The sequence below is a fragment of the Blautia sp. OF03-15BH genome (genome assembly GCF_003463065.1).
Taxonomy (GTDB): domain Bacteria; phylum Bacillota; class Clostridia; order Lachnospirales; family Lachnospiraceae; genus Limivivens.
The window spans coordinates 20,730-35,646 of the sequence record NZ_QSCM01000013.1 but is presented as its reverse complement, the minus strand read 5'-3'; the positions used below and the strand labels follow the sequence as shown (position 1 = coordinate 35,646).

Sequence of the window (14,917 nt, the reverse complement as noted above, 5' to 3'; positions counted from 1 at the left end):
TATTTAATGAGTGTTTATTTTCGGAAAAGTTTCCTCTATATTTTGCTTGCGGAACTGAAGAGGGGTAAATCCGGTCGCCTTTTTGAATTCCTTCATAAAATGCCCGAGATTATTGAACCCGCTTTCCAGACAGACCTCCGTGACCTGCAGTTCGGTCGTACGCAGCAATGTTGCCGCATGGCGGATACGGAAGTCGTTGATATAGGAAACGGGTGTTTTACCGAGTGATTTTTTGAAAAAACGACAAAAGTACTGCTCATTCATTCCGGCAAGTGCAGCCAGCTCTCCAAGAGAAAGCGGATGCTGGTAGTTTTGGCGGATGTGACTGATCACGGTCTTAAGAAGTTCCACGCGCGGATTGCGTACCGGTTCATTTGAGGCAAGCAGAGCATGTTCCGCGAGAATTCCGAGAATATTCAAAAGCGCAGCCTTGATCCGCAATTGCGAAACAGGATTTTCGGTTGTAAACTGGTCCAGACAGATCCGGTTTTCCCGAAAGAAGATCGAGCGGATCCGAAAAAATTCCTGTTGTATTTCCGAAAAAGCCGGGTGCTCAGGTCCGAGAAAAGACGGAAAGGAAAGCTTGTGTTCTGATAACGGAAGCAGAAACTGTTCCTGTGCCGGGTCTGGAGCGGCGAATGTGAGCAGATCGGGAGAGAAGACGACTGCCTGTTCCCGATACTGATCAGAATCAGAGGTAAGTGCATGCAGTTCTCCGCTGTTGATAAAACAAAAGCATGGGCTTTTGAGATGAGTCAGTGTCATATTGATATCAACCTGATAAGAGTCCTGCTCAAGATAGATGATCTCGATGGGTTCATGCCAGTGATGTTTGACCGTAAATGGAAAACCAGGCGGATTAGTCTCACGCACCGCCTGGTAAAATGCACATGGAAAACTGAAGCTTCCATGCTGCCTTGCTTCTTTTAAGAAAGAAGGAAGCCGGTTATATGTTGTCTCTGTCTTCATTTATGAAGAATGACGCGTGCCTCGTACGGCTGCAGTTTTCCAGCTTTATGTCCTTTGTAATTGGAGATCAGCTCTTCGGCAGCCGGATCTTCGCAAAGAACACAGTCCTGTTCCTGATCGGTAAAGTTGCAGGCAACGGTCAGTACCTGTCCGTCAAGAATACGCTTGTAAGCATAGATGGTTTCGCTGTCCTCGAGAAGTCCCTGGAATTTTCCGTAAACGATGATCGGAAGCGTGTGACGCAGACGGATCAGCTCCTGATAATAATGGAAAACAGAATCCGGATCGGCGAGGGCGGCCTTGGCATTGATCTCTTTATAGTTCGGGTTTACGTTGATCCACGGGGTACCGTCTGTAAAGCCTGCATTTTTGGAATCGTCCCACTGCATCGGAGTACGGGCATTGTCACGGCTGATTTCTTTGAGATAACGCATCATATCCTCTGCTTTTACCAGTCCGTTGTCTACATACTGATGGAAGGCATTGATACTCTCAATGTCACGGTAGTCCTCCAGCTTGTCAAAGTAAACGTTTGTCATACCGAGCTCTTCGCCCTGGTAAATATAAGGTGTACCCTTGAGCATGTGCAGGCAGGTGGCGAGCATTTTTGCAGAAACAACGCGGTATTTTTCAGAGTCGTTTGCAAAACGGGAGACAGCACGCGGCTGATCGTGGTTATCGAGGAAAAGGCTGTTCCATGCCTTGCCTTCCAGCTCATACTGCCATTTGTTCATAATGTGGCGGAAGTCAGCCAGCTTCGGTTTCTGATCCGACCATTTTCCGATCGGTCCTCTTACGAGATCTACATGCTCAAACTGGAATACCATTCCAAGCTCGGTTCCTTCATTGTTTGCGTATTTCTGGGCCTCTTCGATGGTAACGCCGGCGGCCTCACCGACGGTGAGCAGATCGTAATGGGAGAGTACACGGCTGTTCATTTCCCGGAGAAATTCGTGGACACGGGGACCGTTGCATACATATGGGGAAAAATTGCCATATAATCCGTCTTCGACCGTTCCGTCCGGGAAGGACTGATCCTTGGAGATCATGCTGATGACATCCATGCGGAAGCCGTCAATTCCCTTCTCGCACCACCAGTTCATCATATCAAAGACTTCATCGCGGACTTTCGGGTTTTCCCAGTTCAGATCAGGCTGTTTTTTGGAAAAGCAGTGCAGATAGTACATGCCGGTACGTTCGTCAAACTCCCATGCGGAACCTCCGAAGCAGGCACCCCAGTTGTTCGGCTCTTTTCCATTCTTCGGGTCTTTCCAGATGTAGTAATCACGATAAGGGTTGTCTTTGGAACTGCGGCTTTCGATAAACCATGCATGCTCATCAGAGGTATGGTTAACGACAAGATCCATGACAATTTTGATATGATGACGGTGTGCCTCTGCAAGTAGACGGTCGAAATCTTCCATAGTACCGAAATCATCCATGATATCACGGTAATCGGAAATATCGTAGCCGTTGTCATCGTTCGGTGATTTGTAAACCGGAGAAAGCCAGATCACATCGATCCCGAGCGTCTCCAGGTAATCAAGATGTGCGGTGATACCATTCAGATCACCAATGCCGTCACCGTTGCTGTCCGCGAAGCTGCGCGGATAAATCTGATAAATAACGGCTTCTTTCCACCATGCTTTTTTTTCTTCTGCCATCGTTTTTTCCTCCTGTATGGTTGTTGTCATTTGAGCCGGAAAAGTGACCGCAGGTAACACTATTCTGACTCTGAAATGTATTTTTTTCGGTTGATTTCGCAAAAAACTGACGGAATCATTCTGCTTTGTTATCTTCTACTATAACTGCGGCAGAAGAAAAAATCTACTGCTAATATGACAGAAACTTACGGTATTTTGACTTATTGAAAGCAGAATAAGAATTTCGCCGCGTCAAGTGCGCGGAGCACGAATGTCCGCTTTATGATGAAGCGGCTGTCAGAAAAGTATCTGCAAAAAAACACCCCACACCGCTCAGGCCTGAGAGGAAGGGGTATTCATGTTTTGGGGACATTTTTTTATGATCCAGAAGAAGGTTCCGGTGAAAATAATTCCTTTTATAATAGTGGTGGAAGAAAATGCCCACCAGATACCGTTCAGACCCATAGAAGTATTTCCAAGGATCATAGCCAGCGGGATTCTTGCACTTGTAAAGAGGATGCTGATGATGCTGCACAGATTTGTTTTGCCAAGTCCGGATATGGCACCGATGGTAGTAAGCTCGATGCACAGAAAGGCTTCGCTGAATCCGATGATAACCAGATAGCTGACAGCAGTTGCAATGGCAGAAGGTTCGTGGAAGAAGATCGTGGCGATCGGGGTTGGTGTAAAGATAAAGATCAGAGTGATCAGTAATCCCCAGATACCGATCGTCCAGAGGGAAGCCCGGTATCCTTTCTTGACTCGGTCAATCTTTCCGGCTCCGTAGTTCTGTGCAGTAAAAGCATTGAGTGCAGTGGCAAAACCATCGGCAGTATTCCAGGATACGGATTCGATCTGCCCTCCGACACGCAGGGTAGCGACTGCTTCCGCACCGAATGCAGATACCATCCTGGTGATAAGCATGGAGATCATACAGTATACCATTCCCTGGATCCCGGTCGGGATACCGATCTTGCAGATCCCGCTCAGATATTCTCCGGACATTCTGCCGATCAGATGGATACTTTTCAGCACATTTTCTTTTTTCTGCCAGATGATGTCAAGCACCATAATACTCATAACAATGAACTGGGCGGTAACGGTTGCGATCGCTGCCCCGCTGACACCAAGCTTTGGTAACGGACCGGGTCCCAGGATCAGCAGAGGATCTAGGATCATATTTGTTACCAGTCCTACCAGATTAGCCAGAAATGGCGTTTTGGAATCCCCCTGTGCCGTATAGACACCGGTCAGTGTCATGGTCATAAAGGAAAAGACGATCAGACCACAGGCAATCCGTGTGTAGGAAATGGCAGCATCATAAGCTTCCACATCGGTCAGATTGAAAAAGCCTACCATCTGGCGTACAAAGACCAGAGAGAAAACGGCAAAGAGCAGTCCCATATATAAGGATAACTGCATAGCTGTCTGTGCATATTTATGGGCGCTTTCTTTGTCACCCCGTCCGATACACTGGGCTACCTGCACCTGTCCGCCCATTCTGGCAATGGAAGACAGCCCCTGGGAAAGCCAGGTAAACATGCCGCCGACACCGACTCCGGCCACGGCCTTTGATCCCAGCAGTCCGATCCATGCCATATCTGTGATATTATACAATGTTGCAAGGAATGACGATGCCATGATCGGGATCGCCAGCTTTATCAGGGACTTAAGAATCGGCCCTTTTGTTAAATTACTTTCCAAGATGTTTAACCTCAAATCTTTTATTTTTATGCTCACGTATAGCCTATCATAACATTTTCATTCTATAAAAACAATCCTTTTGATCCATACATCTGTCGATACCGATCTGACATTGACATTTTGCATGCTTCTGGTATAATTCAGTCAAACGGGGTAATAAAAACGAAAAAAATAATAAGAAAAGGAGTATTGGGAAAATGGATTTACAGCAGATTTTTGACAACACGGATTTTGTCCATGCAAGTGGAACAAAAGAGGAATTGCAGGTTGCGGAGTATTTAAAGACGCAGTGTGAAAACATGGGGGTCGCTTCCAGGATAGAAGGATTTCGTGTGGCAATGGGTGAGATCGAAACGGCACATTTATACGCTGACGGGGAAGAAGTGACCTGTAAGGCTTTCACCTGCTGCGGAAGCGGAGTGGCAGAGGGCGAGCTTTATTACATGCCTGGTACGGATCCTGTTTCTATCGCAGGTGCAAAGGACAAGATCGTTCTGATGGATACGCAGGGAGTCGGATTTTTTGTTTATCAGGATCTGATGAAAGCCGGCGCAAAAGCAATCCTGTTTCAGTATGGAAATCTCCATTATCCGCAGCAGGATATTGATCAGAGAGATCTTCGCAAAGTGGTTGTCGGAGAGGAAAGAAAAGTGCTCTGCGCAATGATCCATTGCTCTGATGGCGTAAAACTGGTAAAAAACAATGTAAAAACGATCCGCTTAGAGGTTGAGCAGAGAGAGTATGACGGAGAATCCCATAACGTGATCGCCGAGCTTCCAGGAAAAAAAGAGGAATGGATCGTGTTGACCGCACACTATGATACAACTTCTCTTTCACATGGCGCTTATGATAATATGAGCGGCTGTGCAGGACTGCTTGGGATCATGGAGTACATGAAAGACAAAGAGCGCAATTATAGTCTTCGTTTTGTGTTCTGCGGAAGTGAAGAGCGGGGCTTGTTAGGATCAAAAGCCTATGTGGAAGACCACGAGGCAGAGCTTGAGAAAATAGTTTTCAACATCAATCTTGACATGATCGGAACGTACATGGGTAAATTTATCGCCTGTGCGTCTGCAGAAGAAAAGCTTGCCCATTATATCAGCTATATGGCAGCAGAGACCGGCTTTCCTGTTGCGGCAGAAACAGGAGTCTATTCCAGTGATTCGACGCCGTTTGCAGACAAAGGAATCCCGGCAGTGTCTTTTGCGCGCCTTGCAGGTGGAACCGTTGCACCGATCCATTGCCGTTATGATGTGAAAGAGGTCATGTCCATGGAGCAGCTGCAGAAAGATATTGATTTCCTTATCCTGTTTACCGATCGCTTTACAAATGCTGCGGTTTGCCCGGTGAAGAGAGAGATACCGGAGGATGTTAAGAAGCAGCTGGATGAGTATCTTTTCCGTAAAAGAAAAGAAGCATAAAAGGAATCTTCCGATTCAGATCATGAACCAGATAAGACCGTGTTGTCTTATCTGGTTTTTTCACTTTATAGGAAAGAGCGCCAGCAGCATTTCTTTCAATGGAAATTAACCGGTTGACATCTTATTATTTGCAGTCTATTCTGAGTGTAAAGAAATCGCAGTGTATCTCATTGTTGAGAAATAAGGAGGAACAGAGAAAAAAATGAAGAAAAGAACGTATGACAAAGCATTCTATCAGAAACTCTGGGGGCTGATGATTCCCATCGTTCTGCAGAATCTGATGCTGGCACTGGTGGCAGTGGCGGATGCTTTCATGCTTGGTGGGATGGATCAGAACTATATGTCTGCTGTTTCCCTGGCAACGCAGATCCAGTTTATCCAGAATATGTTTCTGGCGGCTGCAACGGCAAGTCTCGGGATCCTGGGCGCACAGTACTGGGGGAAAGGTGACAGGACAACTCTGGATGAGATTTTCTGTATGGCGCTGCGTTTATGCGGTCTGGTATCTGCTGTATTCTTTCTGGCCTGTGTATTTGCAGGAAGATATCTTATGCTGATCTTCACCAATGAAAGTGTGCTGATCGAATATGGAGTCAGTTATCTTCGTATCGCGGGCTTTTCCTATCTGCTGACCGGAATTTCCCAGTGCTATCTGATCATCATGAAAGTCAGTGAACACGCCAAGACCACGGCGGCAGTCAGCTCTGCGACCGTCTGCATCAACATTGTACTGAATGCAGTATTCATTTATGGAGCGTTTGGGATCCCGGCCATGGGGGTGCGGGGAGCTGCGGTGGCGACTCTGATCGCAAGGATCACAGAACTGACCGTTTCGATGCTTATTTCTTATCGGAAGGGATATATCCATCCGCAGATGAAATTCCTGTTTTACAGAAACCGGCAGCTTTCCGGAGATTTCTACAAATGCGGAATGCCTATCCTGGGAGCCGCACTGTTCTGGGGGATCGGATTTACTTCGTATTCTTCCTTTATGGGTCATCTGGGAGCCGATGCGGCAGCAGCCAATTCCGTGGCTGCCGTAGTAAGAGATGTGGTCTGCTGTCTGAGCGGCGGCATTTCCGGTGCAACTGGTATCATGGTAGGAAATGAACTGGGGGCAGGCAATCTGGAAAGGGGAAAAGCATATGGGATCCGCCTGATGAAAATTTCCTGTGTATGCGGGATCGCAGCGTCACTTCTGATGTGCATAGCGGCACCGGTCATCCTGCATTTTGTGAAGCTGACCCCACAGGCGTCTGCCTACCTGAAAGGTATGTTTGCCGTGATCGCTTTTTACATGATCGGCCGTGCCATCAATGATGTGACGATCAACGGAATCTTCAGTGCAGGCGGCGATACCCTGTTTGATATGTACAGTCTTGCAGTCTGCATGTGGTGCATTGCCATTCCGCTGGCAGCGGCCGGAACCTATTATTTCCACTGGCCGGTAGTTGTGGTCTATGCGTGTACCTGTGTGGATGAAGTGGGAAAACTGCCCTGGGTGATCCATCATTTCCGAAAATATAAATGGGTGAAAGACCTGACGCATTGAGAAAATGGGCTGCTGGGGATTTTGTTTCCGGCAGTCCTTATCTATTGGTGATTTTCACGAAAAAGAACCTGCAAAGGTAAAAAAATCATACTCTGAAATCTTAGATGACTGTGCAAGATAAAAAATTGCAATTAGAATCAACATATGATAGAATACTTCCAACAGAAAAATTCCTTTTTATATTTATAGAATTCTATCTGGCAGTCAGCCAGAGCTGTATTTCATACTGCGTTCGCAGATACAGGAATTTTCCAACAAAATAGAAAAAAAGCCGACAAAAGCGAACCGGGCATATAAAGATCGAATATTCCGTATGCTTTTTCACGATAAAAGGAAGCTTCTGGAGCTTTATAACGCATTAAATGGGAGTTGTTATAAACGGCCACAGGATTTAAAGATCGTGACTCTGGAAAATGCAATCTATATGGGAATGAGAAATGATCTTTCTTTTTTATTTCACAGCGGGATCTGCCTTTTTGAGCAGCAGGCTACCAGGAATCCAAATATGCCGCTGCGCTGTCTTTTCTATATCAGTGACAGCTAATTCTATGCTGACGGAGCAGGAAAACCTTTACAGTACAGGTCTTGTGAAGATCCCGGCCCCTTTCCAGCGCCTATGAAACTCCGGTTTCAGATCCGGATCTGGAATTGCGGGTACAGGTGTTGAACATCAATGCAGGTTATAACCAGAAGATCCTGAAAGTGTGTAAAACCTTGCGGGAATATATGATTTTTGTGGATAAGGTTCGCAGCTATGCGAAAATACAGCAGGCGGCATGTCTGAATGGCAACCGCCTGAGATTTCCTTATTCTTCCGGCCACACGAAATGTGCGTTTCCGGCTTCCAGGCCGTCGATGAGGATATTCTGACCGGTACAGAAGCGGTTGGTGACGGTCATGAAATAGGCCCAGTCAGCCGTTTCTTCGACAGTCATCCAGCGCTTTAAAGGGGTCACATCCATGATCTGATTCCAGAGAGCTTTGTCTTCCATGACCGGTTTGTTCAGTTCGGTCAGGACACCGCCGAAATCCAGGCTGTTGCAGGTAGCGCCGTAGCTGGCGATGCGAAGGGCGACGTTTTTGGCGTAGGAGAGGACGCCGCCCTTGCTGGCCACATATTCCGGAAATTCGGAGCCGTTGTGGCCGCTGGCAGAGCCGATCATGAGAACTGCGCGGATGCCGGGATGGATGGCGTAGGTTTCTGTGATCGCGATGGTTCCTTTTAAGTTTACATCGATATCTTCTTCGTTTTGCACGCCGGCGTTGTTGATGACAATATCAAAGGGCTCTAATGCCGGAAAGTGTGTTTTGTCACGGATATCCATGTGGATATGGGTATAAGCCGTATGCTGAATGGTCGCTTCTTTGCGGTCGAAGCCGGTGACACAGTGGCCTTCACTCAAAAACTTCTCTGCGATTCCTTTTCCAATTCCGGAACTTGTTCCCGTGATCAATATTCTCATGTTCAGATCCTCCAATAATTATTCTTTTACAGGGTACTTGGCGAGATATTCGTTTCCGACACCCTCTTCTTTCCAGCGATTGGAAATCCGATAGCCGATGGGAGAGAAAACGACCTCGCAGAGCAGCTCGACAATAGCGCCGGTGAAGGCACACATGATGCATTGTGTCAGAGTCCAGCCGAAGAAGTTATGGCTGACAATGAGGGCGAAAATCAGATTGTCCACAAACTGGCCGATTCCTGTGGAAATATAGGTTCTGCAGGCATAGACGGCGAAGCCCTGGTCTTTCCTGATGGCTCTGCCTATGTACCAGTTTACGAAGTTATTTACGACAGCGGAAACGAAGAAGGCGATCGTGCTTCCGAGAAGCACATACCAGGTTCCGCCGAAGGTGTGGTTTAGGGCGGTGTTTATGACTGTTTCGGACCCATCTACATAGGATTCGCCCCAGGTTCCCGGGATCAGGCTGCCGAGATAGAATACCAGACACATCCCGAGATTGACGGCGATGGAGACCACACTGAGCATCGTGGCCGCTTTGGGCCCGAAACGCCGGGTGATCATGTCCATGCACAGGAAGATGATCCATGAAACAATAATGCCACAATCCAGAGCTAGCCACGAAAAGGGTAGATTGATACTCTTATTCGCCAGCAGGTTCATGGAAATTGTGGCAACAATAAATACAGTTACAGTGAGTGAGGGCACGCTGCGGAGCAGAAGCTTCAGTTCTGCCAGGAGCCCCTGGTTCTTTCCTTGATTCATTTTTTTGTTCTCCTTGGTTTTCTTATTTTACGAGAAGGATTTAGAGCCCGAACTTCTCGGTTTGCCGTTGGCAGTTTTATAATATAGCGCATTTTTGGGGAAAAGGCAAGGAATTTTAATGTGTGATGTATCGTTTATAAAAGAAAATCGTAACTGTTCAGGACGTTCAGCCCAACAGGCCACAGACACGCGCATTGCATGCGCTATCGCTGCATTCGTAGCTTCTGTCTGAGGCTAATGGGCGTTCCGCCCATTCCAAAATGAAAATTCATCCTATTGCAAACGAGTTTGCATAGTCTGATTTTTCATTTTGCTGATGTTCTGAACTGTTACAGAAAATCATTGTTTTTTACAAAAACTTTGATTATACTGGGATTGACAGCTTTACAAAAAATATTGTTTTTCAGGCCGGCTTATAAAGCGTGAAATCCGGGTATGCTTAGACCCAATGATTTCGCGCTTTTTCTGCAAAATGGCGGGTTTGAGGGAAACAGGAAAAGGAGATAAAAATTATGGATGCAATTTTTCACAGAACAAGTATCAGAAAATATCAGGAAACGCCGGTAGAGTCAGAGAAGATCGAGACTCTGCTCCGGGCGGCGATGGCGGCGCCCTCCGCCTGCAATCAGCAACCCTGGGAGTTTTATGTGGTCCGCAATAAAGAGAAGATCAAGGAGCTGTCCGAGGCAAGCCCTTATGCGGGCTGTGCCAAGGGAGCGCCGGTGGTCTTTGTTCCCTGCTACAGAAAGAACTGCCAGGTGCCGATGTATGCCGAGATCGATCTCAGCGCCGCAGTGGAAAATCTTCTGCTGGAGGCCGATTCTTTGGGGCTGGGCGCTGTCTGGATGGGCATTGCACCTCAGAAGGACCGTATGGTTGACGTGCGGAAGGTCCTGGATATTCCTGGGGAGCTGGAGCCCTTCGCCCTCGTTCCCTGCGGCTACCCGGCCCAGGAGCGAACTCAGGAGGATCGCTATGAGGTGGAGCGGGTCCACTATGTAGATTGATTTAACTATTCTATTCAGCAGCCACTGTTTCGCGAGATGTTTTGGCATGAATATGCCAAAATCCCATCGCCAAAGGCGAGTTTCATTGGATTTTTGCCTGCCAGCACCTTTTTCAGCCCTTCGGGCCGGATTCTGTTTTTTATGATAATGTCTTCCCACCCAGAAGAGCACCCTGCTGTTTCTGGAGCAGCCGCTCCTTCTGATACTGGGACGGGGTGAGACCCGTGTGTTTCTTGAACTGCCGGATAAAGGTCGCCGTATTGTCTATACCCACCGCCAGAGCCACTTCGTAGATCTTGGGCGGATTGGGTTGGCAGAGGAGCTCGCCGGCCCGCTCCATACGGGCGGCAGAGATGTAATTCAAGAAATTTACGCCGAGATTCTTCTTGAACCAGCTGGAGAGATAAACCGGCGTGATGGAGAAGGCCTCCGCTACCGTGTCCAGGGTCAGCGGTTCGCTGAGATGGTCAGCAATATATTTCTCCATGCATTGCTGCATATTCTGGGGCTGCTCCCGGCGGGAGGGGAAAGACTCCGTGGCAATGCGCGTGAGCTGCTGGCAGAGATACTCCGGATTGTAGAGGGGAATCTCTTCCGCCATGTGCGGTATGGCCTTCTTTCTGGCGAGGCAGGCCTTCTCAAAGACAGCCCAGACCTCCTGATAATGGAAACGGCAGTCGGAAAGGCTGCAGCCGCCTGCCGGATAAAAAATCTCCTTTAACTCCGGCAGAAGCTGGTCCAGAGCGCCGTTTCGGGCATATTCAAAGAGACGGTTCTGCACCTCCTGGCCCAGCCGTTTTCTCGGAAGAACCGCTGCATTTTCCTGGAAGGCGAAATTTTCCATGGGGAGGACCTGGGCGGAGAGAAGACAGTTTTCAGCCAGCCTGTATTCGGTCTGAAGTTCCCGGATATCCGTACAGTATTCGCGGATGCCAGCGAAAAGCCGGGTGGTTTTCGAGGCTTCTTCGGCGGCTTCCTGGAGGCCGGCCAGGATTTCCTCCTTGTCCTCGGGCCGGGCCAGGACCGCGAAGCTGAATTTGTCCAGACTGATGAATTTCAGGGCAAACTGGGAGGTCAGTGTTTTCTCCAGAGAGGAAGTGAAGAGCAGGTCCTCGATGCCGCTGTCCTTCTGAATAGCCAGAGCCATTATCATATAATAAGGATATTTCTCTTCCAGAAGCTTCAGACTCCCCTCGTCCAGCTGGGAACCGCCGCAGAGAAGATAGTGGAGGGCGATTTTCTCCGGAATCTGCTCTTTGGAGTGCTGGCTTAAGGTGTTGATCTCTGAGAGAAGGTCGTGAATCTCGTTTTCGATGATCGAAATCTCATTTTCCCTGGAATCAGAAAACTGAGAGGTGAACTTCCGCAAAGGCAGGTAAATCTTATAATTCAGCACTACCAGAAGGAGAGAGCTTGCCAGCAGCACGCCGAAAGCGATCACCATCACAAGATACATATAATGAAGGGGAAGCATCAGGGCGTCGTTGTTGATGAGTACCAGGCCGGTGTAGGGAAGAATGTTCATGGGAGCGGAAACACAGTAATATTTGGTTCCATTCACACCGATCAGTCCTCCGTCAAGGGCGGCGGAAAGTTGCTCCTCTGAGAGAGGAACGCTGCTGTTTTCGAGGATGCAGCGGCCGTCTTTCTGCTGGATCACATAGCCTAGAAACTGATCTCCGATCGTCTTGTTGATGTTGGCAAATTTGGAAAGGTCCAGTTCGACTGCTACATATCCATGGCTGTAGAGATTCTTTACATAGAGGGCCGTGGAATCCTGGAAAAAGGAAAGGCCGTCGGGAAGCTGGCTGATATCCTCCACCGTCTTGTCCAGAACGATCCGTGAAAAATCCTTTCCTTTATAAAGGGAGCCGTTGTCCCGGACTACCTTGTCTGAATTATGAGTGTATAAATATACAAGTTTTGCATAAGGAAGAGATTGGCGGATCAGAGACAGACGGGAAGCGGCGTCCTCGGCATTGTCGAGGAAGAAGCTGGTGTCCAGCCGGTCAGAGATGCTGAATACCAGAGAGGAATCCTGAAGGCACAGAGTCAACAGGGAATCCAGGCGGTTCATTTCGAGCTGAAAATCGGTATTGACTTTGGTGAGCGTTGTGCTGGCCAGGTTGTATCGCTCTCGGGTGAGCTGTCTGGTATAGAGTCCGCTGGTGCAGAGAAAAACTAAAGTCAGCACAACGGCCATCGTCAGATTCAGGTACAGGACCCGGTTTAAAATACTTCGCTTTGATGACATGTCAAAAACTCCTTCCCAAAACACAAAAAATATAGTCAATAATCAAGCTGCTTTTATCTTAACACGAAAACTTTTGGGCGAAAAGCATTAAAACAGGATAAATCGTTGCTATTTTTTAACATCTTTATCAAAACTTCAGATAAAAATTAAAATAAGAGAAGAGATAGAAAAACGAAAATTGCGTAATCTCCCATGATCCGCTATAGTGAGGTCAGACGGGCGGACAGCGGTTTCGCCGAAAACGAAAAAAACGGAGGGAGAGAAAAAGCAAATGGCAAGACAGAACAAAAAGCCAGTGCCGAAGCAGAGGAGCTTCTGGAAACGTTGCGTGAAGTACCGTTCCCTGATCCTCATGTCTCTGCCGGGACTGATCGCAGTATTCATTTTCTCCTACATTCCCATGTACGGTATCCTGATTGCCTTTCAGGATTACAACCCCGTAGAAGGAATGTTTGGACACAACAACTGGGTAGGATTCAAATATTTCAAGCAGTTTTTACAGAATCCCTATCTGTTCCGACTAATCCGAAATACATTATTATTGGGTATTTATACATTGCTCTGGAGCTTCCCGGCCCCGATCATTTTTGCCCTTCTGATGGATCAGCTGACCAACGCGAAGTTCAAAAAAACCGTGCAGTCCATTTCCTACCTGCCCTACTTCATTTCAACGGTGGTAATCGTAGGTCTGGTAAAAGATTTCTGCAGCGTGGACGGCGTGATTAATGGAATCCGCGAGTTCTTCGGACTTAATGCGGTTTCCTTTATGACGGACCCGAAATATTTCCGGACGATCTTCATCGCCAGCAACATCTGGCAGGGACTTGGATGGGGAGCCATCGTTTATCTGGCAGCCCTCTCCGGTGTGGATCCCCAGCTTCATGAGGCAGCGACTCTGGACGGAGCCAACCGCTGGCAGCGTATCCGTTACGTCTCCTGGCCGGCCATCGTTCCGACCACAACCATCATGCTGATTCTGGAGAGCGGAAAAATCATCTCCTCTGACTTTACGAAGGTTCTGCTTCTTTATAATGAATCTACCTATGAGACGGCAGATATCATCGGAACCTACGTCTACAGAGAAGGTATTCTGGGCGGAAAATTCGAGTACACGACGGCCATCGGCCTTCTGACCTCACTCTTTTCCTTCATCCTTCTGATAACTGCAAACTTCCTGAGCAAAAAGATCAGCGACAACAGTCTGTGGTAAGGAGGAAGAGCGATGAATAAGAAAACCAAGATCAAATTAAGTTTAAGCGACCGGATCTTCAATGCGGTGAACATCTTTATCATGCTGGTCATCATGGCGGTCATGCTGGCTCCCATTATCCATGTGGTCTGCGTATCCTTTTCACTGGGATCTGAGATCCAGAAGGGCGGCCTTTTCCTCTGGCCCCACGGCTTTACGCTGGAAGGCTACAAGAAAGTGCTGCAGGACCATATGATTGTCCGTTCCTACATTAACACTGTGATTTACGCTTTTTCCCATACGGCTCTGGTAATCATCCTCACGGCTCTGACGGCCTACCCGCTGACCATCAAGGATTTCCCCTTGAGAAAAGGAATCACCATTTTCATCACCATCACAATGTTCTTCAGCGGCGGTGCGATCCCGACTTACCTTCTGATGAAGGAGCTGCATCTTATCAACAACCCGCTGGTTATGGTAGTTCCCTTCGTGGTAACAGCTTATAACCTGATTCTTTTCAGGACCTTCTTCGAGGGCATCGACCCCTGCATGAGAGAGTCCGCCCGGATCGACGGAGCAGGAGAGTTCCGCATCCTGATCCAGATCATTATGCCGCTTTCCAAAGCGATCATCGCGGCAGTTTCCCTTTTCACGATCGTTGGAAAATGGAACGACTGGTATTCCGCTCTGATCTACTTAAACTCTGAGGCCTATTATCCGGTGCAGATGATCCTCAGAAAGATCCTGTTCAACTCTACGGTTTTTGCCCAGATGGACCCTTCCGTCATGCAGATGTTCCGTAACAGCACGATCACCCCGGCAAACATTCAGATGGCGACCATCGTTGTCATCATGCTGCCCATCATGTGTATCTACCCCTTTATCCAGAAATATTTCGCCGCAGGCGTTATGGTCGGAGGCGTAAAGGGCTGATGAATAAAGAATGTTCA

The 14,917-nt window shown here is 47.9% G+C and carries 11 protein-coding genes; 5 read left to right on the top strand and 6 right to left on the bottom strand.

Annotated elements, in window-relative coordinates; genetic code table 11:
• Positions 1 to 3 precede the first annotated feature (3 nt).
• The 3 genes from DXA57_RS12795 to DXA57_RS12785 all read right to left on the bottom strand — a co-directional run bounded on the left by DXA57_RS12795 (position 4) and on the right by DXA57_RS12785 (position 4,316).
• Positions 4 to 969 (bottom strand): AraC family transcriptional regulator, encoded by a 966-nt coding sequence (locus DXA57_RS12795; protein ID WP_117767740.1) that lies wholly within the window; start codon positions 967 to 969, stop codon positions 4 to 6.
• Positions 966 to 2,633: a glycoside hydrolase family 13 protein gene (locus tag DXA57_RS12790; protein ID WP_117767739.1), complete on the bottom strand. Its 1,668-nt coding sequence runs from the start codon at positions 2,631 to 2,633 to the stop codon at positions 966 to 968. The genes DXA57_RS12795 and DXA57_RS12790 overlap by 4 nt, the downstream gene beginning before the upstream one ends.
• Before the next feature lie 312 nt (positions 2,634 to 2,945).
• Complete coding sequence (locus DXA57_RS12785) at positions 2,946 to 4,316, bottom strand: MATE family efflux transporter (RefSeq protein ID WP_117767738.1); 1,371 nt, start codon at positions 4,314 to 4,316, stop codon at positions 2,946 to 2,948.
• A gap of 197 nt (positions 4,317 to 4,513) precedes the next feature.
• On the opposite strand from DXA57_RS12785, the gene DXA57_RS12780 reads away from it, so the two are divergent.
• Positions 4,514 to 5,737 carry a M28 family metallopeptidase gene (locus tag DXA57_RS12780; RefSeq protein WP_117767737.1) on the top strand — a complete coding sequence of 408 codons (1,224 nt, stop codon included), beginning with the start codon at positions 4,514 to 4,516 and terminating at the stop codon, positions 5,735 to 5,737.
• 202 nt (positions 5,738 to 5,939) lie between these two features.
• On the top strand, positions 5,940 to 7,289 hold the full coding sequence (locus tag DXA57_RS12775; RefSeq protein ID WP_117767736.1) for an MATE family efflux transporter: 1,350 nt from the start codon (positions 5,940 to 5,942) through the stop codon (positions 7,287 to 7,289).
• An 806-nt stretch (positions 7,290 to 8,095) separates the two neighbouring features.
• On the opposite strand, the gene DXA57_RS12765 is transcribed toward DXA57_RS12775, so the two are convergent.
• A complete protein-coding gene (locus DXA57_RS12765) occupies positions 8,096 to 8,752 on the bottom strand; it encodes an SDR family NAD(P)-dependent oxidoreductase (protein ID WP_117767734.1) in 657 nt (218 codons plus the stop codon).
• 18 nt (positions 8,753 to 8,770) lie between these two features.
• Complete coding sequence (locus DXA57_RS12760) at positions 8,771 to 9,517, bottom strand: VUT family protein (RefSeq protein WP_117767733.1); 747 nt, start codon at positions 9,515 to 9,517, stop codon at positions 8,771 to 8,773.
• Between the two features lie 512 nt (positions 9,518 to 10,029).
• Here DXA57_RS12760 and DXA57_RS12755 point away from each other — a divergent pair.
• Complete coding sequence (locus DXA57_RS12755; RefSeq protein WP_117767732.1) at positions 10,030 to 10,524, top strand: nitroreductase family protein; 495 nt, start codon at positions 10,030 to 10,032, stop codon at positions 10,522 to 10,524.
• A gap of 139 nt (positions 10,525 to 10,663) precedes the next feature.
• Here DXA57_RS12755 and DXA57_RS12750 read toward each other — a convergent pair whose 3' ends face one another.
• On the bottom strand, positions 10,664 to 12,778 hold the full coding sequence (locus DXA57_RS12750) for a helix-turn-helix transcriptional regulator (protein ID WP_117767731.1): 2,115 nt from the start codon (positions 12,776 to 12,778) through the stop codon (positions 10,664 to 10,666).
• A 271-nt stretch (positions 12,779 to 13,049) separates the two neighbouring features.
• Between DXA57_RS12750 and DXA57_RS12745 the strand changes: the two genes are divergently transcribed.
• Together DXA57_RS12745 and DXA57_RS12740 are read left to right on the top strand one after the other, a co-directional pair.
• Positions 13,050 to 13,988 (top strand): ABC transporter permease, encoded by a 939-nt coding sequence (locus DXA57_RS12745; RefSeq protein ID WP_117767730.1) that lies wholly within the window; start codon positions 13,050 to 13,052, stop codon positions 13,986 to 13,988.
• 12 nt (positions 13,989 to 14,000) lie between these two features.
• On the top strand, positions 14,001 to 14,900 hold the full coding sequence (locus DXA57_RS12740) for a carbohydrate ABC transporter permease (RefSeq protein WP_117767729.1): 900 nt from the start codon (positions 14,001 to 14,003) through the stop codon (positions 14,898 to 14,900).
• Positions 14,901 to 14,917 lie beyond the last annotated feature (17 nt).

Coding starts and splice junctions, on each gene's coding strand:
- DXA57_RS12795 (WP_117767740.1), bottom strand. CDS start 969: ATGAAGACAGAGACAACATATAACCGGCTTCCTTCTTTCTTAAAAGAA.
- DXA57_RS12790 (WP_117767739.1), bottom strand. CDS start 2,633: ATGGCAGAAGAAAAAAAAGCATGGTGGAAAGAAGCCGTTATTTATCAG.
- DXA57_RS12780 (WP_117767737.1), top strand. CDS start 4,514: ATGGATTTACAGCAGATTTTTGACAACACGGATTTTGTCCATGCAAGT.
- DXA57_RS12775 (WP_117767736.1), top strand. CDS start 5,940: ATGAAGAAAAGAACGTATGACAAAGCATTCTATCAGAAACTCTGGGGG.
- DXA57_RS12765 (WP_117767734.1), bottom strand. CDS start 8,752: ATGAGAATATTGATCACGGGAACAAGTTCCGGAATTGGAAAAGGAATC.
- DXA57_RS12760 (WP_117767733.1), bottom strand. CDS start 9,517: ATGAATCAAGGAAAGAACCAGGGGCTCCTGGCAGAACTGAAGCTTCTG.
- DXA57_RS12755 (WP_117767732.1), top strand. CDS start 10,030: ATGGATGCAATTTTTCACAGAACAAGTATCAGAAAATATCAGGAAACG.
- DXA57_RS12750 (WP_117767731.1), bottom strand. CDS start 12,778: ATGTCATCAAAGCGAAGTATTTTAAACCGGGTCCTGTACCTGAATCTG.
- DXA57_RS12745 (WP_117767730.1), top strand. CDS start 13,050: ATGGCAAGACAGAACAAAAAGCCAGTGCCGAAGCAGAGGAGCTTCTGG.
- DXA57_RS12740 (WP_117767729.1), top strand. CDS start 14,001: ATGAATAAGAAAACCAAGATCAAATTAAGTTTAAGCGACCGGATCTTC.